Annotated in this window: 18 protein-coding genes and 2 pseudogenes; 9 read left to right on the top strand and 11 right to left on the bottom strand. The window is 35.1% G+C overall.

All coding sequences use genetic code 11. The annotated features are described in order from the left end of the window. Positions 1 to 88 precede the first annotated feature (88 nt). Positions 89 to 898 (bottom strand): SDR family NAD(P)-dependent oxidoreductase, encoded by an 810-nt coding sequence (locus FD716_RS09015; RefSeq protein ID WP_139852012.1) that lies wholly within the window; start codon positions 896 to 898, stop codon positions 89 to 91. Then, positions 895 to 1,392: a cupin domain-containing protein gene (locus FD716_RS09010; protein ID WP_139852011.1), complete on the bottom strand. Its 498-nt coding sequence runs from the start codon at positions 1,390 to 1,392 to the stop codon at positions 895 to 897. Before FD716_RS09010 ends, FD716_RS09015 begins: the two co-directional genes overlap by 4 nt. A gap of 430 nt (positions 1,393 to 1,822) precedes the next feature. Between FD716_RS09010 and FD716_RS09005 the strand changes: the two genes are divergently transcribed. Both FD716_RS09005 and FD716_RS09000 read left to right on the top strand, forming a co-directional pair. Continuing rightward, positions 1,823 to 2,185 carry a helix-turn-helix transcriptional regulator gene (locus FD716_RS09005; protein ID WP_139852010.1) on the top strand — a complete coding sequence of 121 codons (363 nt, stop codon included), beginning with the start codon at positions 1,823 to 1,825 and terminating at the stop codon, positions 2,183 to 2,185. Then, positions 2,179 to 3,504, top strand: a complete 1,326-nt coding sequence (locus FD716_RS09000) for a type II toxin-antitoxin system HipA family toxin (protein ID WP_215895458.1) — start codon at positions 2,179 to 2,181, stop codon at positions 3,502 to 3,504. Before FD716_RS09005 ends, FD716_RS09000 begins: the two co-directional genes overlap by 7 nt. An 87-nt stretch (positions 3,505 to 3,591) precedes the next feature. Here the strand turns inward: FD716_RS09000 and FD716_RS08995 are convergent, their stop codons facing one another. After that, entirely contained in the window at positions 3,592 to 4,290 is a 699-nt protein-coding gene (locus tag FD716_RS08995; protein WP_139852009.1) for a DUF1826 domain-containing protein, read from the bottom strand. A gap of 162 nt (positions 4,291 to 4,452) precedes the next feature. On the opposite strand from FD716_RS08995, the pseudogene FD716_RS08990 reads away from it, so the two are divergent. Continuing rightward, a pseudogene (locus tag FD716_RS08990) lies at positions 4,453 to 4,999 on the top strand (HipA domain-containing protein); the annotation flags it as partial. Next, complete coding sequence (locus FD716_RS08985) at positions 4,996 to 5,310, top strand: helix-turn-helix domain-containing protein (RefSeq protein ID WP_139852008.1); 315 nt, start codon at positions 4,996 to 4,998, stop codon at positions 5,308 to 5,310. The pseudogene FD716_RS08990 and the gene FD716_RS08985, both read left to right, overlap by 4 nt. A gap of 102 nt (positions 5,311 to 5,412) precedes the next feature. Here the strand turns inward: FD716_RS08985 and FD716_RS08980 are convergent, their stop codons facing one another. From FD716_RS08980 to FD716_RS08960, 5 genes are all read right to left on the bottom strand, one after another. Next, complete coding sequence (locus tag FD716_RS08980; RefSeq protein ID WP_139852007.1) at positions 5,413 to 6,870, bottom strand: DASS family sodium-coupled anion symporter; 1,458 nt, start codon at positions 6,868 to 6,870, stop codon at positions 5,413 to 5,415. Between the two features lie 709 nt (positions 6,871 to 7,579). Continuing rightward, positions 7,580 to 7,816, bottom strand: coding sequence for a VF530 family protein (locus FD716_RS08975; protein ID WP_139852006.1), 237 nt, complete (start codon positions 7,814 to 7,816; stop codon positions 7,580 to 7,582). A 463-nt stretch (positions 7,817 to 8,279) separates the two neighbouring features. After that, the gene (locus FD716_RS08970; RefSeq protein WP_139852005.1) at positions 8,280 to 13,358 is read right to left on the bottom strand and encodes a hypothetical protein; all 5,079 of its coding nucleotides are present in this window, start codon (positions 13,356 to 13,358) and stop codon (positions 8,280 to 8,282) included. A 73-nt stretch (positions 13,359 to 13,431) separates the two neighbouring features. Continuing rightward, positions 13,432 to 14,568: a hypothetical protein gene (locus FD716_RS08965; RefSeq protein ID WP_139852004.1), complete on the bottom strand. Its 1,137-nt coding sequence runs from the start codon at positions 14,566 to 14,568 to the stop codon at positions 13,432 to 13,434. A gap of 76 nt (positions 14,569 to 14,644) precedes the next feature. Beyond that, positions 14,645 to 17,017 carry a DUF4238 domain-containing protein gene (locus tag FD716_RS08960; RefSeq protein WP_139852003.1) on the bottom strand — a complete coding sequence of 791 codons (2,373 nt, stop codon included), beginning with the start codon at positions 17,015 to 17,017 and terminating at the stop codon, positions 14,645 to 14,647. 147 nt (positions 17,018 to 17,164) lie between these two features. Between FD716_RS08960 and FD716_RS08955 the strand changes: the two genes are divergently transcribed. Continuing rightward, a protein-coding gene (locus tag FD716_RS08955; protein WP_088631513.1) for an IS4-like element ISAba1 family transposase occupies positions 17,165 to 18,255 on the top strand; the annotation gives its coding sequence in 2 pieces (ribosomal slippage) (positions 17,165 to 17,705 and positions 17,705 to 18,255; 1,092 coding nt in all). An 84-nt stretch (positions 18,256 to 18,339) separates the two neighbouring features. Here FD716_RS08955 and FD716_RS08950 read toward each other — a convergent pair. After that, complete coding sequence (locus FD716_RS08950) at positions 18,340 to 18,831, bottom strand: hypothetical protein (RefSeq protein WP_171477013.1); 492 nt, start codon at positions 18,829 to 18,831, stop codon at positions 18,340 to 18,342. An 85-nt stretch (positions 18,832 to 18,916) separates the two neighbouring features. Between FD716_RS08950 and FD716_RS08945 the strand changes: the two genes are divergently transcribed. Then, positions 18,917 to 19,126, top strand: coding sequence for a helix-turn-helix domain-containing protein (locus tag FD716_RS08945; RefSeq protein ID WP_139852002.1), 210 nt, complete (start codon positions 18,917 to 18,919; stop codon positions 19,124 to 19,126). Here FD716_RS08945 and FD716_RS19060 read toward each other — a convergent pair. Then, positions 19,115 to 19,336, bottom strand: a pseudogene (locus FD716_RS19060) (hypothetical protein); the annotation flags it as partial. The gene FD716_RS08945 and the pseudogene FD716_RS19060 sit on opposite strands and share 12 nt — an antisense overlap. 13 nt (positions 19,337 to 19,349) lie before the next feature. Here FD716_RS19060 and FD716_RS08935 point away from each other — a divergent pair. Next, the gene (locus tag FD716_RS08935; protein ID WP_139852001.1) at positions 19,350 to 19,598 is read left to right on the top strand and encodes a hypothetical protein; all 249 of its coding nucleotides are present in this window, start codon (positions 19,350 to 19,352) and stop codon (positions 19,596 to 19,598) included. A 3-nt stretch (positions 19,599 to 19,601) separates the two neighbouring features. Then, positions 19,602 to 19,973 carry a hypothetical protein gene (locus tag FD716_RS08930; protein ID WP_139852000.1) on the top strand — a complete coding sequence of 124 codons (372 nt, stop codon included), beginning with the start codon at positions 19,602 to 19,604 and terminating at the stop codon, positions 19,971 to 19,973. Here FD716_RS08930 and FD716_RS08925 read toward each other — a convergent pair whose 3' ends face one another. Beyond that, positions 19,974 to 20,153 carry a hypothetical protein gene (locus FD716_RS08925; protein WP_139851999.1) on the bottom strand — a complete coding sequence of 60 codons (180 nt, stop codon included), beginning with the start codon at positions 20,151 to 20,153 and terminating at the stop codon, positions 19,974 to 19,976. It abuts the gene before it with no gap. A 370-nt stretch (positions 20,154 to 20,523) separates the two neighbouring features. Between FD716_RS08925 and FD716_RS08915 the strand changes: the two genes are divergently transcribed. Beyond that, the gene (locus FD716_RS08915; RefSeq protein WP_139850444.1) at positions 20,524 to 21,849 is read left to right on the top strand and encodes an ISNCY family transposase; all 1,326 of its coding nucleotides are present in this window, start codon (positions 20,524 to 20,526) and stop codon (positions 21,847 to 21,849) included. Positions 21,850 to 21,894 lie beyond the last annotated feature (45 nt).

Below are 21,894 nucleotides of genomic sequence, written 5' to 3'. Positions count from 1 at the left end.
TTGATTTCATATCCTGGATAGATATTCATTCTCTACAGGATTATCTGGATACGGCCTTTCCTCTGCCGCAACCTCAAGCGTTGATTGTCTAAGTTTGATCAAACTGCGGATAAACTTTACCTTGACTATTGATGTAGCCACCATCAACAACCAATACATCTGCCGTCACAAATGAAGCGTCATCACTTGCTAAAAATGCGACTGCGGCAGCAACTTCTTCTGGTTCTCCCCAACGTTGCATTGGGGTGGCTTCTTCAACAAGCCGTATGTAATTCGGGCTAATATCAGCAACTGCTTGAGTCATATTGGTTCGTATAGATCCAGGACAAACAACATTGGCACGAACTCCATCTATGCCATGGCGATAAGCAATCGAGCGCACCATGCCAATAACAGCATGTTTACTGGTTGTATAAGCAACCAATGGTCCAACGGTAGGGGGACCCCCACCTGTAATCCCCGCTAAAGATGCAATCATTACTATATTGCCACGCTGTTTTATGAGATGTGGAAGCGCATGTTTAGACAAATAAAAAGCCCCCATGACATTCACTTGCATGGTCTTTTCAAAATCAGAAGAGGCTGATTCAATTGGGCCACCAAGTGGACCTGGGGTTCCTGCACAATGGATGACGGCATCAATTTGCGTATGTGTTGTAATGACAGCTTGTATCGCATCAGCAACTGCTGTTTCATTTGTGACATCAACCACATGATAACTCGACTTACCGCCTAGTTCGGTCACCATAGCGACCGTTTGTGCGGCCGCTTGTTGTTGCATATCCATACAAATAACATCAGCGCCTTCAGCCATGAGTCGAAGTGCACATGCGCGACCTATACCAGATCCAGCTCCAGTTACCACAACAACTTTTCCTTCAAAACGCGTAATTTTCATAGCGCCTCCTTGTGTGCAAGATGGTCAAATGCATTATTCGCTTTTACTTGCTCAATTAACCAATCAACATCAATGATGCCTGATAGTTCACCTTCAGGAGAAAATCCAGCTACTGCACCATGGTTAAATCCAAGTAAGGTACAACCACCTTCAAATACGTGAGGCATATGTGTAACGCCTCCTGCTTCACACATAAAATCACCCTCGTAGACAGCGCCGTGTTCATAGCCAAATCCACCTTCGAGAATAAAAGCATTTGCAGCACCAATATGCTTATGTATCGTGGCAGGTGCATCAGCAGAAATGCGTAGCAAGATGCAAGAATAAGAATGATTTTTATCGTAATCTAACAATTTAAACTCAGTACCAGGTAGAGCCCAAGGAGTCCAAGGAATATGTTTGGTGCGAACGATAAGTGAACCATCTTCCCAATGTGCATGTTTGGTTTTGTCGATACTCGCACCGGGTAGATATTGAATTTCTGTGTCTAGCATAATAAATGTCTCCTAATGAAACGTAGAGGCTAATTAAAATCAAAGCCTGATTTATGGATAACCACATGATTAACATGGTCAAAGCAGTCTCGCCTTGATACGATTTAATATCCAATACCTTTCAATAGGTCGAATTAATACTCATAGGGTATTAATTTGTATTCAATAACGAATTACTTTTTCTACAATGGCAATCTTTAAATTACTTGATGTGGACAGGCATGCAGTGCAGTTTTAATCATGCTTGATTTCGCCTTTTTCATTCAATATGCTTTCTGGTTAAAACCAATATCGCAGAACCATAATGATCAAATATTTAACTATAACTCTCTAAAACACCACCTAATGATTAAATTTATGACCACTATATTGCAAGATTGGAAAGTGCTATGCTGTAGCAGATTAGGCCGTTCTCAATCATGGTGAAATTATGAAATTCAGTGCTTTAAAAACACCCGATGCCATGGGGCGTGAATTGGGTGAACGATTAAGGCAAGCCCGACTTAATTTAAATCTCACCCAAGAAGACCTTGGCTTATCAGCTGGGATAAGTCGCTACAGCGTCAAAAAACTAGAACATGGGCAGGGTAGTGTTCAAGATTTAATGGCGCTCTTGATTGCATTGGAAAGTACCGATCAATTAGATAATTTGATGCCACCACAACAAATATCACCAATACAACTATTAAAGTTACAAGGTCGCGTTCGTAAAAGAGCATCCGGTGTGAATCATGATACCGCACCAGATCAGACCGTTAATAAAGTAGATAAAGAGGAAGATCTCGGATGGTAATCAAGGCAGATGTCATTAAAGTAATGTATAAAAACCATGATGTTGGCGCATTGAGTTTTGATCCATCAACGGGGCATGGGGCATTTATGTATACCCCTGATTTTGTTCGAACGGGTATCGAATTATCACCGTTAATGATGCCCTTGCGAGAAAATTACATCTATAACTTCAATACCTTGAACCCTGAAACCTTTAAAGGTTTACCAGGAATGTTGGCGGACTCACTTCCTGATGATTTCGGGAATCGTATTTTGAATGTTTGGTTGGCTACAAAGGGACGCGCACTGAATAGCATTACCCCAATTGAGCGCCTGCGCTATACAGGCAAGCGTGGTATGGGCGCATTAGAGTTTTTACCTGCGGAAGCCCGCGGTGAGTTAAATGCCAATGAATCGGTGCAAATTAATGAACTGGTCGCGATTGCTCAGGAAGTCCTATCGTCACGCAATACATTTGATTTGGAATTAAAAGCAGATGGCTCGGATGACCGAGATGCAATGCTTTCACTGCTCAGTGTCGGTACCAGTGCAGGTGGTGCAAGACCCAAAGCGGTATTGGCTTTTAATGAAGATTTTACAAAAGTTCGCTCAGGGCAGACGAAGGTTCCAAATGGATACACACATTATTTGGTCAAATTTGATGGTGTAACTGAGCGTAATACCAACAAAGAAACTTTCGGTGATCCAATGGGTTACGGAGCTATGGAATACGTCTATTACCAAATGGCAACCGCCTGTGGAATTGATATGATGCCTTGTCATCTCTTAAGTGAGGGTGATCGACAGCATTTTGTAACGCAGCGCTATGATCGTATTGGGAATGAAAAACTACACGTACAAACCCTAAATGGGATGGCACATATTGACTATAAGATGCCAGGTTCGTTCTCTTATGAAGAACTGTTTATGGTGCTTCGTACACTCAAAATGACTGCGGTCGAGGCTGATCAACTGCTAAAACGCATGATTTTCAATATTGTTGCGCGGAACCATGATGATCATGCTAAAAATTTCTCTTTCATCTTGCGTGAGCATAAATGGGAATTGGCACCGGCTTATGATTTAGCATTCAGCTATAAACCAGATTCTTTCTGGGTGGACTCACATTGGATGTCACTTAACGGTAAGCGTAAAGATTTCGTATTGGCTGATATTCTTTCAGTGCAACATTTAAGTCGAAAATTTACGCCTAAATATGTCTCAGAAGTGCTAAATCACACCATAGCGGTTGTCTCAGGATGGAATGCTTTGGCAGAAGCCGCCAAGGTTCCTCATGAATTGATTGAGAATGTTTCAGGAAATCTGAGACTTACATTTTAAAAATATCTTGGCTGTTTTATAAACTTAATCTATTACTTCATTTTCATCATAAAATAGCCTAAGTATTTTTATTGATGATATCAATAATTAACAAATCAAGAGCAATCTATACTCACCATCATTTTCCATCGGTGCTCTATGCACACAGGGCAAAACTTGTTGCGTGGGATGATCGACTGCCAAGCGCCAAAGATGCCCTGAACCTAAATTTACCGGTTTTGAATTGGGTTTAGGCTGATAATGCAGATCAAAGAAATATTCTTCTAGAAAAGCTTCAAATTCAGCTTCGGGGCCATCATATAATTTTTTAAGCTTTTCTCTGATTTCTGGAATTAAGATCTTTTGCTCCACCTGATCATGCGGCAAGATCTCACTTGCAGGACCATGATAAGTACATAAAAAAGTATCCGTTTCAATCGGGGAGCGGTCAATATGATAGGAATAAACATCTGTTGATATAAAATCGAGCTCGTCATCCCGCTCATAATTTTTAAGCAGATTCAGCGATGGGGATGCACCGAAATCAGTTAATTGTTGGATATCGCTTAAGATAACGTTCCTTGCAAGATTTGCTTTTTCTGAAAGTTGCAGCATTAAAAGATCTTCGACGGAAACTTCAGTCATATTCTCTTTCAACTCAAGTTTAGCCACAATTTCTTTAAAATCACCAAGCAAACTTCTATGCCAGCAAATGGCATTCTGATCGCCTTGAAAATTAGCGTTTATAAGTTCAGAAAAATTAGAAACCACGCTTATTTGAGCGTGGTCAGCAAGTGCGTTCGTCATAGAAAATCCCCTTGAATATAGGGTATGCGATTTTCTGATTTTAAGTTTAATTATTTTCAGGGGAGTTGCTTATTCAAGCATCTGCTGAGAGACATCAGCTAGATTTAGCACGATTTTTAAAATTAGTAATTGAGAAAATATTTGCTCATGATGATAATGAAAGAACTGATGATAGGTGCTAAATATCCTGCATTGTGATTGCCACGATTTGATAATGAGTGGTGTGATCAGCAATGGCATCGACATGGTCTTGAATCTGTATATTCAATTTTAAATAAACCATCGGGTAGCCATTTAAATCACTTTAATCTAATAAATGATCTTTGTGATTTATTGAATATTATTTTTGGAAATTCAGACAATCATGGGCGCAATACATCCTTTATTAAAAGTGCTGGTCAAATATCACTTGCACCTATATATGATTTCGCCCCCCATGAAAGCTGATACAGAAGTAGTGACGAGATCGACCACTTGGGAAAGCCCATATGAGGAGGGAGGTGAGTATCGATGGGATCTCATAACTCAACAGCTTGCGCATTTGTGTGACCCTCGTCTTTCTTTAAGGACTTTAAAATCTTTAGCAGTTAAATTGCTTGGTCTCAAGGAGAGATTGATTCAGAGAGGTGTTCCAGAACAAATTATAAAAATGCCTGTGCTGTCATTTGATTATATCGAAGCCAAATTAAAGCGGTGGAATTTATTATGAGTGCTGAAAATCAAGAAAAGAACCGTCAACAGATTCTTATCGACTTATATAAGCAGTATTTATTAAATGAAATGACGCTGGGACAAATGATCATTTATTTAAGAAAAAATATTTTAGAAATGTCGCAGCAAGAATATGCAGATTACGTTGGGATAAGTCGTAGAACGCTAACCAATATTGAGCAAGATAATGATAAGTTAACGCAATCCGTCTTAAATAAAGTATTAAAACCACTTGGAATGAAAGTCGGGATTATCCCTACACATGCGCATGTTATTCAAAAAATTATCGATGCTCCTGATAAAACCTAAAATCAGCATCGATAATCAGGGGGCTTACTGAAGCGGTGGATTAACGTAAATACAATAACTGAATATGCACGTTAATCCATTGCATGCGCTTAGTTTAAACCTTTACCAATAACCGAGGAATTTCCACCATATTCCACCGAGGAAGATAAAAATTAAAATATTCACGACACTCATAACAAAACCAGCCTTCCACCATTCACCCAACGTGGTAAAGCCTGAGCCAAAGATAATTGGTGAAGTACCCGTTGCATAATGGGTTAAGGTCATCATAATGCTTGAAGCAGCAGCCATCATTAAAGCAAAGTACATAGGCGGTGCACCAACGGCAATCCCAGCAATATAAAATGCCGAGAACATGGCAGTAATATGCGCTGTAGTACTGGCAAACATATAATGTGCGTACATATAGGCAAGTAATAATAATAAACTAGCCGGTATCCAGGTTAAGCCTAAGTGTCCAATACCTGTTTGTAACACACTAGAAAACCAAGCAATTAAACCTAATTTATTTAAGAAGGTTGCCATCATTACCAAGGCAGCAAACCACGTAACCGTATCCCATGCACTTTTTTGAGTAAGCACATCATCCCAAGTTAAAACACCAGTTAAAAGCAGCAATGACAACCCAATAAATGCAGTGGTTGTTGGATCAATCAACCATAGATCACCTAACAACATCGCTGGAATGCCAGCCCATAAAATCAATAACAGCCCAAATACACAGAGCATAATCATTTCATGTAAGGTAATTGGCCCCATTTCTTTTAAACGACTTTTGGCAAATGCAGCCGCGTCAGGTGTTTCTTTAATCTCTGGTGGATACATCAAATATAAAATAACCGGCATCACGGCTAAAGCAACAATTCCCGGTAAAATCATAGCCAACGCCCAAGTGGTCCAACTTAAATGGATATCACTATTGGTCGCTTTGGCAATTAAATCTACAATCAGCGGGTTCGGTGCTGTTGCAGTAATAAACATGACAGAGGTAATCGGGTTCGAGTGATAATTGACTAAAGCTAGATATTTACCAATTTTTCCTTGCGTACCTTTTTCAGGATCAGAATCAAAACTTTCGGCAATTGAACGTACAATCGGGTGAATAATACCACCACCACGTGCCGTATTACTTGGTGTAACGGGTGCTAAAATAAGCTCGGAGAGTGCCAGGCTATAACCAATGCCAATGGTTCGTTTTCCCCATACAGCAATAAAATAATAGCCTAAACGTGCACCTAAACCTGTTTTTTGCAATCCTTTGGAAATCATAATGGATATACCAATTAACCAAATTAATGGATTGGAAAAACCACTGAGCGCATCTTTAATTGCATCACTGGGTGAATCTGACGTGACCCGAGTAATAGCAACCAATGCAATTGCAATAATAGAAATGGCACCAATCGGCATCGCTTTACCAATAATGGCAGCAATTACACCCAAAAACATCGCAAAGAGTAACCAAGCATTTGGCGTCACACCATGCGGTATAGGAATAATAAACCAAATAGTAAGTGCAATAGAGACAGAGATTAGTGTTGGTATAAGTTTAAATCCCATACAGGATACTCCGACATAAATAAGTTTGATATGTTTCAATATTTAATAAATTTATACGAGATTATTAAAATAAATTTTAAAGAAAGTAGTGGCAATCACAGATGGTATTTAAACAAATATGAAGTTAAAAAAATACTGTATAATCAAATATCTTGCCCATAAAAATAAAAAATAACAAAGAAACCCATAAAAATAATAATGAATTAAGAAGTGATTATAAAAAGTACTCAATAGACCTCTTGCGTAAATCGTTTTTTAACCAAACTTATATTTCAGTTTTTATAATTCTCACTGACCATACACTTGCTGTATTCGCTCAAATCAGATCTGACCGTTACCGATGTTCGCAATATCTCTGTGAGATTAAAATTGAGCTAAAATTTTTTCTGTCCAAATTCGCTTTACATCAAATGCTGCAGCAGGGATCGCGGTATACAAATCAATTCGAGTTCTGATTTGGGCATAACTTAAATGATATTTGAAAGGGCATCAAAGCAGCAAATAATCTAATTTTCACAATGCTCTGGATTTGTCTGGCGCAGTAACTTGACCCGTAAATTTTAATTCTATGCAATCTGATGCAGTAAGATGGATCAGGTAATTACAGATTTAGCTGCCATTAAATGAACTAAGGATCAACTAAAAAATTAAAAGTACGGGAATGACGTTGTACGTTAGCAACATCTAAGTGAGGCTAGGGGTTTGATAACTACGATTTCTGTTTGGCTTTTTGGCGTAAGACATACAAATATAAGCTTTCTACTTTTTCACGTGCCCATGGTGTGGTACGTAAGAATCGCAATGATGATTTAATACTTGGATCTATGCAAAAACATCTAATTTCAATTTTACGATTTAAGCCTTCAAAGCCATCGTAGTAATCCAATAATTCATCCAAAATATCAGCAAGTTTTTTGCCGTGTAAAGGGTCATTGGAGGTGTTCATAATAGATTAACCATATTTTGGGAGGTCATTATTATAACCTGAGCAAGTTGAAAAATGAGAGGGTTGGAATTTAAATGTGATTTTACAACAGTGCTGATGCATAAAATATTTCAAATAGTGAATCAGTCGGGTTCAAGCGGCAAGTGCAGCCAGCATATACCAGCCTAAACCTAATGGACATTCTGAATGGTGTTGTAAAAGCAAAGCTGATCACTAGCTACAAACAGTACTGCGTAGGCTACAGTCTCAGATATTCTATTTAACTTATGTTCACCTAGAATATTGTTCATAACTAAATTTATGTTTAATAAACTGTAAATTTAAATACTTAGAGCACTAAAATGGCAACTTATAAATATTTAGTTCATGAACTTAGCTATGAACACATAGTATTCTATTAAAAACGTCTTAAGAATAGATTAAATTTGTCTAACAGAATTGAGTTACCATAACAGCGTACAATTCAAATGGCCCTATGAAATAATTTTTCAGCAGCCTCATCAAGACGATCTACTTCATCTTTAGCAAAACATTCAAAATTAGACGTGTTAATTAGTTGAGATTCAATTGTAATATATGAAGAAGGGTGTCGCTCTAAGATACGAAAAATATCTTGTTTACGAAAATATATTAAATCTGATCTAAGGACTATAGTTAACTCTGGCACTAAATTTGGTATAAATTCAAACCGTTTATGGTTAGTAATATAGTTAAATCCACGCCAAATTTGAGTATTATAATTAACGTCAACTTGTGATGTTTTTTTAAAAAACTGGACAAAACGAGAAAATAATTTCTTTAATACTATGTCAATATCATCAGTGTGAACTTCAGCAGCTAACATACATAATCCCTCAAATATGTTGTCATTCCCAGATAAAACCAATGGCTTGATAAATGGAATAATACGACTATCAATATATTTTAGAATCCACCTAGACTTATTATATTTACAAATTGATGGTATCAATATCTTTTGTTCTAAAGCCAAAGTTTTATAAAAATGTTCTGAGTCATTTTGAAGTCCTAATAACTTGATATAATTATCTAGATATTGATCATAGTAGACACCCTGTAAACCATCTTCATGCCAAGGTATATATATTTCATATCTATTTGCAGCTGCAAGTGCTGGTCTTAATAGGGCTCTTAATTGCATAGAACTAGGCTTTTTGCTAGAAGTAGAGGATCTTTTAACAACAGTGTAGCCATCATTTGTAAAATCAAGTTGGGGTTTAATACTCTCTACCATAGGTGGTCGTTCATTCGGAGTATTAAGAAGGGGAATTAATTTCTCAATTTCTTCATGAGTTAAAAATGAAAATGTAAAATCTTTATCAAGTAAAAGCTGAGGTTGTTCAAGTCCATGTAAAATATCTTCGTAGTTTAAGTGGATCACTGGTGGTACTGAAATGGAGGAATCAGCTTCAATAAATTTATCCTCATGTTCAATCTCTTTATTTTTTTTGTTCATAAAAAGATTGTTTACTACATTTTCTACAATTGGATGCTCTTGCCATGGAGTTAGCGACAGTATTCCAAGAATTTTTTCTAAGCTATAAACATTAGGTTCTCGTATTAAATGAAGTTCTTTTAAACATCTTATTGCAAACCAAACATAAGATGATTGAGCTAGATAATATTCAAGCAAATCAGTTTTATTGCATAATCGTAGTGATCTTAGAGTTGCAGCATGTAATATAGGTACATGTAACTCATTCATAATTTGATCAAGTATTTTTGTTTGTGGTGGGTATTCATTAGAAGTTAAACGTTCAAATAACCAGTCTGCTACGTTATCTCCCGTGGGGAGATCATATTTCATAAGGCAACCTTCCCAATCCTGTTCAAAAACCGAACCCCAAATGTAAATAAAGGAATCTTTACCTCTTGAAAGTGAGCCGATTATATCATTACCACAAGTCAACAAACGTTCAGATACAATGCTGTGAGCCAAAAGACTTGAGTTATTATCAATTATTAATGGTGAATGTTCTTTGATAATATTCGGTACAATACTATTCAGTGCAATCTCAAAAGGAAGTCTTCCCGCAGCTAAAATCGCAGCACGTCGTGTTTGCCAAGGAAGATTTTTATTACAGGCTAATGAAACAATTCTTTCAGCAAAACTTATGTCACGAGCCCTCATTGCGAGTATACATTTCCACAATTCAATAGTTGGTGATGTGAATTTTATTAATGATAAATCTGAAGTGTGAGTTGAACCTGATGCTAGAATTGCGGTAAGTATTGTAACCGCAGTATTTTCATCGACTTCTAATGCAAGTTGTTTAACTAAGTATGGTAAAGTTTTAGTGCTTCGTTTTGTAGATAAAACTAATGCTGCATGTCGTCTAATTATCACGTCTGTATGGTTTAGACTATTGATCAATAAATTAAGTATTTCTGGAGTACTTAACTCACCTAGTTTAACCAATAATATTGCGTCAATTGTTCGATCATTTTCTGAAGCTAATCTTGCTTCTAATAATGGAATTGCCTCTGGAAAAGGTTTTTCTAGACTCTGCATTAGAAACCAATAATTCCAGCCAGTATTTAGGGGCTCTATCTTCTGAATTTTTCTATACAGTTCTCCTATATCAGCATCGTGTGCAAGAAGAGTGGATAAAGCTGTAATTCTTTTATTCAAAGCTAGATTTATATCAAAAAATGCATTTTCATAAATAGATTTATTAAGTAAAGATGGTAATACAGATGGTAGTAATGATATGAATGCTGATGTACTATCTGTCCGTGGCTCAAGGGAGTTACATAGTTCTGGAAGACTAGGCTCAGCTAAAAAAAGTAAAATTCGCAATGCATTATTTATAACTATCTCATCAGAATCATTTTTTTTAATTAAAGCAATTGAATGTTTAGTTAAATTGTATTTATTTTCCCAAATGAAATCTTCGAAAGCATCCAAACATGCTGATTTAGTAACAAGCATTTTATCAATTTCAATATTTGGGAGTGCTGCAAGGAATTCAGTTGTTTTTTCTATGTTGTTAAACTTTTCATATATATTTATTTTGTTATTTGTTCGAAAGTCACTTTTCCTCATTATAGGATGTGATGTTATAAAATTAAAGACAGGTTTTAATATATCCCGACGCCAGTCCAATAAAAGAATAGGAATTAACTTTCTTTTAATTTCAGGATGTTGATTTTCAAAAAAATTTAATATACTTGGATTAATAATTAAATCAATGCAATGTGTAGCAATTTTAAACCAGTCAAGCACTGAATTTTCTAGATCTTCCACATTCTGAATTTTTATTGCGAATGCAATTAATCTATGTAAATTGGTTATATCAAACTCTAAAATTATCCTCATTATTGATGTTGACCAATGAAAATCTTGTTGAAAACGGTTAGACTGAATTTTTATTAATTCAAAAAGCTGCTCTATAAAATCAACATTACCTATACGCTTTATAATCTGTGGTAAAATGTAGTAGTCAGCAACTTTTATTTCTGCATTGCTAAGCATATTCAAAAGATCATTTTGCGTAATAAGATTGTTTTTTAAAATATATGCTTTTAATGACCATATATCTTTACCATTCAGAAAGGCCTCTTTTGCAATTGCATGTGCTTTAATCAAGTTGCCAGATTTTTCAAGATGAAAGATTTGTGCTGATATGTTACCAATTTCTGCATACCATTCAGCCAACTGTTGATGCGTAGTTCGATAAATATCTAATGAAATAAAACTTTCAAGTCCTGCACGAACTGTTTCATGCATCTCATAAAGATCATCTCCAGTTTTGCGAAGCAAACCTAATATTAAAAGCTCGTGGATAGCTTCTCGTATGTTCTCTGTAGAAAAAATTTCTATAGCATCAGTTTTGTTAAATGGTAAAGCAAAACAGGTTAGTTTTTTAGCTGCAGTTACTAGAGTTGGCGTAACACGATCAAAACGCTTCCTTTCAGCCTCTGCGAGCATTTCATCAGCGGGCATTTCAGCGATTATTCTCATATCTTCTATTGTTTCGACATGGGCTAATGTCTGTGCAAGACTCACTAGCAATCCTGCTTCTCTTCCAACTGTAATACGTTGATAGATCCACAAGAGCTTTGATCTATCCACATCTTGATGCTGATATGTTACGAGTTCAACAAATTCTTCAAAGTTAAATCCAGGGATGTTAAGTTGTTCAATTTTATATAAAACTTTGCTTGAATAGCTCATCTCACGCAATGGCATTTCCTGGCTAAAAATAGCAATTTGTAAATGCTGGCTTGAAATAGAGCTGATGAAGTGATTTAGCTCTTTCGCAAAAGAATCAGAACAAGTTCCATGCACTAAGTCGATTAATAGCATAATTTTTAAACTGCATGAGGATAAAGATTTAGCTAATTCTTGAAGAGCGTTTTCGGTTGATAATTGATTATCTATAGCTATCTTAAACGGAGTGTTTATTCCATATCTACGTAGGTGAAAAGCTAGTCCTGATAGAACATCAATTAATGAATTATTTTCAGATACATTGGCATAAAATACATTTCGATCAGGTTGATTTGAACGAATATACTCTAATACTTCACTTGCTAGAGAAGTTTTCCCCGAACCTGAAACTCCAGTTATTTCAATTGCTTTTCCTGTAAATCTATTTGCTATTTGTTTGACTAAGTTGTTTCTAGGTAGAAATTGTAGTCCACGCAGAGGAGGCTCTTTAATTATAACCATTGTTGGCCATACAGTACGTAGTTCAAATTCGAAGTCTTCTTTGTTAAATGTTTTGTTCGGTTGCTTAGAGATATCATTAATAAAACCTCTTAAGTTTCGAAATAATGTATTTTTAATTACAGCTTGTGGTAATTGATAGTTATCCTCAAGTCGCGAATAAACTCTAGCAGCTACATCATCTTCTGTACCATAGGAACTCAATACTGTAATACGTTCAAGAATATCTGGAAGCAGAGCATCAATTTCTATAATTTTTTTAACATATTGTTCTAAAAAAGATTTTGATAAACTAAGCATCTTAGCAAAATCAATAAAACTCTCAAGTTTTTGTACAATATTTAAGTTAGGGTCTATATCTTTATTATTGGGAATTTTCCAGCGTTGAATTTTAGTCCTATTTTTTTTAGATAATTTTAATTTTAGACAATGATCTTTAGCTAGTTTGTGAATAACTGCTAAATAGGATAAGGATTGCTCTAAAGCAGCTTGATTACCCGAATCTACAAGCTTATCAAGATCTTTGTTTACTTCATCACCAAGAATCCAAATTTGTTCATAACTATTATTATTTAATCGTAAAATTGCATTTGGAAATAATTCATTAATAGCATCGGTTAGCGTCCATGGGGAAGGATTGAGAATGCCCTCATTTGTTTCAGTGGGCTTTTTAATTTGAATATATTGTCGATATTCAATATTATTTTCAACCCAAAATAAATCTAAATCATCTTCACCCTCAGGTCGAACAAAGGCAGTATTATCATGTTGATCGAAAAGATAAAATAAACGGTCAAGAATTACTGTTGCTTGATAGTCAAATCCTTTAATTGCACTAATTCCTCCCGACATAACTACCTCTAAAATCAACCTTAATAAATAAAATAAATATTTAACTATATCAATCTGTAAATAGCATACTAGGCTATGCTTCCCTAAACGTTCTTGAAAGAATAGTATCTTTCCAAATATTTGTATCATTAGAATTATTTTGACTAATTGATATTTTCATTTGTGCCATTAGCCAATAGAAAGGAAATTCAGAATATTGATTACAACTATTACAAATAAGATGATTGAGCATAAACATTTTCAAAGCATTTTCTTTTTTTATCTTAATTACTTTTTTACAATGAATACAATTCAATAAAGGTTGAAATTGCTTTGATAATGACTTTGTTAATAATCTTTTTCTACCATCTACATATAAGTTTTCATAACTTGCTATTGATACTAAGAGTAGATGTTGGTAGGTATTATTGTTTAACTTTATCAAATTATTAAAAGCCTCAAGAATCACATGTGTTGTAAATAACATAATATATGGAAGGCATATATGCATAGAATCATAATTAGTATCATCAAAAGGATTATTGAAAATTGAATTTATAGACCTTTCTTTAGTTTTAAGAAACTCTCCTTGAGATGTAATTAAATGTGTAGCTCTTTGACAATGGACTTCTAATCCATTACTAAATTTCTTAGAGAATATCATTTCGTATAGGAGTTCATAATCAAACATTTCAGATAATGGAAGTTTATCTATAGTTTCTTTAAGAATTAACTTAATTTTCTCTTCGCGCAAATTATTAAGAGATTTATGTGTCTCTTTTTCAAATGAATCTATAAAATCCTCATGATTATTAAACAACCAACAAATGAATATTAAATTTTCTTTCAATGGTTTTCTTAATAGACTGTATGCGACTGAAAATTTTCTTTTTTCAAAGTTTTTTAGTGCTTCATATAGGAAATGTAATAAATCACCTATAAGACCACTTAATATTTTTGATGTTAAAAAGTGGAAATAAGGTGCATCTAGTTTATTTTCTTTGTAATAGGCTAGAATATCAATAATATTGAAATCTGAATTACCTGTTTTTTCTAAATATTTATCTATCAAGTAGTCTTGGCCAATTTCTGATATATTACTGCTTTCAAATTCCACTAAAATTTTTGCACAATTGTCATGCAAGAAAAAAATATATTCATGGGAAGGAACATAAAAACTAGGAATGTTAGCGACATTTTTATATTCTAAATAGCCAATGTAATTTTTCAAAAATTTGTCCTATCTATTAATTAAAATACTAGAATTATTTACTATAAATAATGTTCAGCTCAAAATATTTGGTTATTTATAGGTTTACGCCATAAATGGATCGAACTTTATTCTCATAATTCATACAACTAGAGCGAGCAAGTAATCGTTGAACATTTTTATCATAAAAACCTCCATCTGGGCTAACTATCTTCAAATCCATCGTTCTTACTAAAGATGAGGTATGCTGAAATTCTTCTTTTATATTTAAAATTTGATTGGCTATTTTAGTTAACTTTTCCGTATCTTGATGATTATTTAAAATTATATGATCAACTTTTTTTAAAATATCTCTAAATGTAGAAATTCCAGCTTGTGACTTTATAATTTTTTTTAAAAATTGATCATCTATTGGGGCTATATCTAATTCATTAAGCATCCTATTCCAAGGATAAATGATCAATCCTTGATTTCTATGTTGTGCACTAATTAATTCTTGCCATCGTGATTCACTATCAGTAACAATTACTGAACCAGTGATTTGTGCTATTAGAAGAGCCATTTCATAATTTGGGCCCATACAATATTGTATAAATTGCCCACTTTTTTCAGATGATATTGGCTGTAATAATGTTAATGCTGAAGTTTCAATATGACTATCAAATTCTTGAAGAAATTGTTTTGCTTCAATTTCATCTAAATTAAATTCATTAATCAACATTTTAATTCTAGTTTCTATAGGCATGCTTGAGGTTGTATTTAGTAAATCTGCAGCTCCTAATAGTAAGCATGCTTCACGATCAGCTTTTGAGTTGACAACTTTTAGATGACTTCTGCTTTTAGCCATTTCAAACATTGCTTTCTTCAATTCTAAATCGAATTCGCTTGGATCAGGTATTAGGTTGATATATCCATATTCAATATAAGGCTCTAATTCAAGCATAAAAAGAAAGTCTTTCAGTGCTTGATATTTATATTGATTTGGTGAGCTAATAGGATTGAATTCAGGTTTTAAGTTGTTAGGATTCATTATAGGTATTTGAATTAAAAACTCTTCAAACATAGCGGCAGCTGGTAGAGCATTTTTATGAATTGTTCTAACATCAAGTATTCCTGTATACAGTCCACGATACTTTCCATCCAGCTTAGGAAGTAATGAATAAATATCTGTTTCTCTAGGCCAAAGTATTGAATAATATTTATATATATCAATTATTTGACTATTGGACAATTCTCGTCGGATATCTTTCCATGTTTTACCATTGTCAATACCTAGTATATCTCTGATACATCTACAAAATGCTAGATTTCTTTCTCTTATACTAGCTACATTCCACGTTGTACGTAGTTCAATAGGAGTCCTTAAACAACAAGTTTTATATTTTTTACCACTTCCACAACCACACAAATCATTTCTACCTAGTTTGGTTTCATCTACTAATTTATTAAGATAGTCATTTTGTTTTGTAGATCGACCAAAAGAATCTTGATAGTGAGTTGTTCCATCCTCAAATTGGGCATACATTTCACTATAAGTACTAATCTTATCAGGTGGCGGCAATAGTACAGTTCTTAACTCATCCCATGTACATCCTAAATTTTCTTCAGGATGTAACCAGTTTTTATTTCCAGCAGCAATAGATGTTTTTGCTCTACATTTTATAATGTAGTTAATTTTACTTACTTCATCTCTTGTGAGTTTTCTGCAATTTATAAAATCTATTGTGCTTACGAGGCTTTGTCGATTACGTATTGCATTTGTACGCGGCTCAAGTGGATTAGTGTTAATTGGATCTTGGGCGTACTCTTGATTTGTTAAAATTAGACATCGATTTTTATCTAGAGGAAATATGGTTTGCGAGCCTTTTAATGCAATATCAGGGTCATTAGGATATTGACATTCTTTAGAATTAGGAGAACAGGCATAATTATATATAGTTATAGGATGATCAGAAATAATAAATTTAACATCTGAATCCTCTGCTGAGACTAACTCCCTAATACCTTCACTCCACAATGTACAGTGTATTGTACGTAAAGCTTGCATTTCTAACATAAGCTCTAATTGCGTTAGTTCAGGATAGCGACTTTTAATCCAATCCAGACCCTTTGGAGTACGTATTTTTTGGGCATCAATATAAGTAAATAAATCTAGGAAATTATGGTGCCACAATGACTCATCATCAGTTAAAAATGCTTTAACAGCTTTTGATCCATTATCATCAATTGGACCAAATAGTTTTTTCTCAATATCATCATTTATTTCTGTCCCAAAAAAAGTTGAATAGAGATCAATTTCATAAAATCGTTGGGCTGAGGTCTGCCATTTCTTAGAGTTAATGATTTTAAACTCACCATTTTGAAGATCTATTTTACGACGACTTAGATGACATAGTTGATTATCCTTTTCATCAATAAAACCCTTTTGGTACCATTGAGGAACATAATGATTATCTCGAGTTTTTGTCACGACATTACACCATATGAAAAGTACAAAAATAGATTGTAAATATGTTTCACCAATAAGTTATTGATATAAAATATTTCTCTGTACACGACAAAAATAGATAACTCATTGAAATAATGTCATAATAATTGTTTTCTAACGACGAATACTATGACACATCTCAATGAGTTATATCTTATCTTAAACAAATATCTAAAATGGAACAAGTCACATTTAAAGTGCTTTGCGCTCATCATGCTTGTGATTATTTTAAAGCAAACATGTAATCTTTCTTCTGCATCTAAAGCCTTGCCCATCAAGTGCTTACCACAATCATTTTATCGACGTATGCAGCGCTTCTTTGCAGGTCAGTATTTTGATTATCGTCAAATTTCTCAGTTGATTTTCAATATGTTTTCATTCGACCAAGTGCAACTGACTTTAGATAGAACCAATTGGAAATGGGGAAAACGAAATATTAATATCCTGATGCTCGCAATCGTTTATCGTGGAATAGCGATACCTATCCTTTGGACATTGCTTAATAAACGTGGAAATTCAGATACGAAAGAGCGTATTGCTTTGATTCAACGCTTTATAGCCATTTTTGGTAAAGACCGTATTGTGAATGTGTTCGCAGACAGAGAGTTTATCGGTGAGCAGTGGTTTACATGGTTAATTGAACAAGACATCAACTTCTGCATTCGTGTTAAAAAAACTTCATTGTCACCAATCATTTAGGAAAGAATCATAAAATTAGTGATTTATTTCGCCATCTTAAAGTTGGTCAAATTGAATGTCGTAAACGACGGATTTTGGTTGGTCGGGTGAAACTATATATAAGTGCACTACAGTTAGAAAATGGAGAGCTTTTACTCGTCGTTTCTCCTCAGTTTAATGCCAATGCTATTCAGGATTATGCATTACGCTGGGAAATTGAAACCTTATTCAGTTGTCTCAAAGGACGCGGGTTTAATCTTGAAAATACGCGCTTGACAGACCCTAGACGAGTGAAAAAATTGATTGCGGTGTTAGCTATAAGCTTCTGTTGGTGTTACTTAACGGGTGAATGGCAACATGATCAAAAAAAAGTGATAAAAATAAAGAAGCATGGACGACTCTCAATGAGTTTATTTCGCTATGGTTTAGACTATGTTCAAATGGCGATTCAGCGTTTAATTGGTTTTGGGAAAAAAGAAGAGTTTAAGGAAATTTTGGCAATTTTAAGAAGGCAGAACCCTGATAGGATAAGGGTTCTGTGAAATTTGTCGTGTACAGAGAAAATATTTATTAAATCTACTAGAGCTTATAAATAAAAGTTGCTCAATGGAATCTTATAGCATTATTCAAGAAAGATATTCAATTAATGAATTTATTGCACGAACTTTTGACTTAAAATTATTATATTCTTTTATCTTTAGTTGTTTTAATTGTTCAATTTTAAATTGGATATCAGGAAATTGTCCTTTTAAATCATGCAATGCTTCAATTTCTTCTTCTAATGCAATGATTTCGCCCTCAAACTCTTCTTTTTTCAAATTTAGTTCTTGGATGGTAGATGTTGACTCAATGCAAAACTGTGATCGTAGATCATGCAAATTTTCAGCTTCGGTATAAGCGGTTTGTCCATACCTACTTTTTTTAACCTCAACGGTTAAATAACCATCTTTAACCAATCGAAGTATCAACCGATAAACACTTTGATAGTTAACATTACTATCTACTACTTCTAAAAGTTTAACTTTATCCCAGAAATCTACAGTTTGCCATGACTCAATTTTATAGCTACAAAAGACTCTAGAAAGCTCTCGGAACATTGGTAAATTTTGAATTTCCATATACATCAAACAAATAATGAGGATTATAGTCCGTGGATTAAAACACTTCAATTATTGATAGTTCTTGTATTTACGGTTGTCACCTATGAATCAAGAACTAGCATTGTCGATTGGCTCTAAAATCAGAGAAACTCGGAAAAATAAATATATTAGCCAAGAACAATTAGCCTTGTTAACAACGATTGATCGTAGCTATTTAGGGCGAATTGAAAGGGGTGAAGTCAGTATTACGGTTGAAAAACTCTATCAAATTTCACATACACTCAATGTTGATCCTAAAATCTTACTCCCGTGATAAATATTTTTTGAGAAGGTGAGGAGCTAGTAGATGATCTATCTTCAAGTTAGTTCTTAACTTTACCTCTTCAATAATACCTATAAGTGTTTCTGTATTTTGATTAAGTTGTGACTCCAAATCATCAATTTGTGTGCGCAGATTTTTATTGGTATCTGTAAGAGCTTGTCTTGTCTTTTTATTCACATAAAGTTGTGGTTCAAATTTCTTGGACCACCTCTCTATGACTGCTATATCGTTTCAAAATCATCTCGATTTCATTCAAGCTGCTTTTAATCAAGTTGCCAAAATTGTTGCCGAACACGGTAATCCATGCTTGGAAGTTTGTTGCCCAGCAGAATCTACAGAAAGATGCCTTGAGCATTTAGCAGTCGTTGCCAGTGATTGGTCTTATGACTATTCATTGATTGATGCTCACCTAGAAACTTATAAAAAAGCGAATGCTGAAATTCGTGAATATTTAGGAGAGTAGGGAATGGACAAGGCATGTGAACTCATCAATAAAATTCAAGACTTCGATCAGAATATTCATCAGCTTGCAGAAGTTTATGAGCAATCCAATTGCATCATGGAAGAAATCGTCCTAGCTGCAACATATTCAGAAATAGATCTTCGCATCTGTCAAAACCTAAAGGACTTTCTTAATGGTGTTGTAAAAACCAAGCTAAATAAAAGCCAAGAACTTATTACTAAAAAACAAATTAAACCTAAAGATAATTCTGTCCTTGAAACCTTCGAACAAAAAATAGTCAATGCGTGTAAAAACACAGGCACTCATAATTTGACTGCAAAAGAAGGACTTCAACCCCCGATTTATAATATGCGGGTAATGATTAATAATCTTTAATCAATCTTCTTTTTTAATATACTGACCAAATCTCGACCATTTGCTAAGACCTAAAATATATATGTTTTTATCTTCAAGTTCTCGAATTGAAAGCAAAATCCAATTTTCTTTTAATAGGGAGTTTACTTCCGAAATATCATCCAGTTCTTTTATTTCTTGGATTTGGCCTAAGTCTGTCATTTTTAAAGCTTCTTACATAGAGGGATGGATATTATAGCTTTAACAGGTGGTCATAGCCACGCAGACTTGCGTAGGCTTGACTAATACGCAAGTCGAGTAGCGGTCTGATTTCGGCATAACTTATATTATGTTACTTGGAATACTCAGCAACGTGAATTATGATCATAGAGATTCACGTTGCTGAGCTGTAGCACCAACTGAGTTGCATAGGCTACAGTCTCTAATATTCTATTTAACATAATATACATTATGCGAAATCAATCTGTAAGCCCAAAATAGAAATGTCCGGTTTCTCCAAAGTAAAAATGTCCGCTTTTAGAATATGCACTTTTGCGATTATTGAAGCGGACGGTTTGATATGTTGGTGTCTATGTCGGATAAAGAACTTAAACGATTGTCGGTCTTGCAGGAAATCTGCGATCAACGCATAACTCAATCCCAGGCTGCTCAGCTACTTCATATTTCAGAACGTCAGATCAGACGCTTACTGCAGAAATACAAAGCTCAAGGCCCAGCTGCATTAGCCCATGCTGGTCGTGGCCAAACCAGCAACTGCAAACTTCCTGAAGAACTCAGACTCAAGTGCCTCAATATTGTTTCGGATCAACTCCATGGTTTCGGACCCACTTTAGCGCATGAAAAGCTCACTACCGTTCATGGATTCGATCTTTCAGTGGAAACCCTGCGTTGCTGGATGATTGCAGCCGATTTATGGATTCCTCGCTCCAAGCGCCTGAAACGCCCATATCAGCCTCGATATAACCGAGATTGTTATGGTGAACTGGTACAAATCGATGGCTCACACCATGACTGGTTTGAAGGAAGAGCCGCTAAATGCTGTCTGCTAGTCTTTATCGATGATGCCACAGGCAAATTGCAGCATTTACGCTTCTGTGAATCAGAATCAGCCTTTGACTATATGATTTCGACACGCTTGTATGTTGAACAGCATGGTAAGCCTTTAGCGTTTTACAGCGACAAACATTCAGTCTTTAGGGTGAATCAAAGCAGCAAGAAAGACAGCAAGATTACCCAGTTTGGACGCGTACTCAGTACCCTCAATATCGATATCATCTTCGCTAACTCCCCTCAGGCCAAAGGACGGGTGGAACGGGCCAACAGAACCCTTCAGGACCGTCTGATTAAGGAGATGCGCCTGGAAGGTATCAGTTCGATTGCAGATGCGAATAAGTGGTTACCCTGCTTTATTGAGCAGTTCAATCTCAAGTTTGCAAAGATGGCCTTTAATCCTAAGAACTTACACCGCTCTGCCACCGAAACAGCTGAGCAATTAGATGATATTTTTACCTGGCGAGAGCCACGTAGAGTCACCAATAGCCTGACCATTACTTATGATAAATGTGTATATCTCCTGGAGAGTACAGAAGAAAACCAGAGGCTGATTGGTAAATATCTTGAGTTTCTAGAATACCCGGATGGTACTGTAGCCATCATGCATGAAGGCCGGAAGATCAATTACAGCATCTTCGATAAATTAAGTCAGCTCAACCAGCGAGAGATTGTTGAGAATAAACGGTTGGGTGCTGTTCTGAATCATATCCAACAACAGCATGAAGAACTGGAACAACAAAACAAACGCAATCGTTCTCAAAAGATGCCAAGCAGACGTGCACAGAAAACAGCAATTCAACAACGAAATCTGAATCCTGTGCTTGACTTGGAAATGTCCATATAGGACATTTCTATTTGGTTATTAGGTAGGACATTTCTACTTGGGAAT

Origin of the sequence: Acinetobacter pullicarnis (assembly GCF_006352475.1) — a bacterium.
Taxonomy (GTDB): Bacteria; Pseudomonadota; Gammaproteobacteria; order Pseudomonadales; family Moraxellaceae; genus Acinetobacter; species Acinetobacter pullicarnis.
The sequence above is the reverse complement of the archived record's forward strand: the minus strand, read 5'-3'. Positions and strand labels throughout refer to the sequence as shown.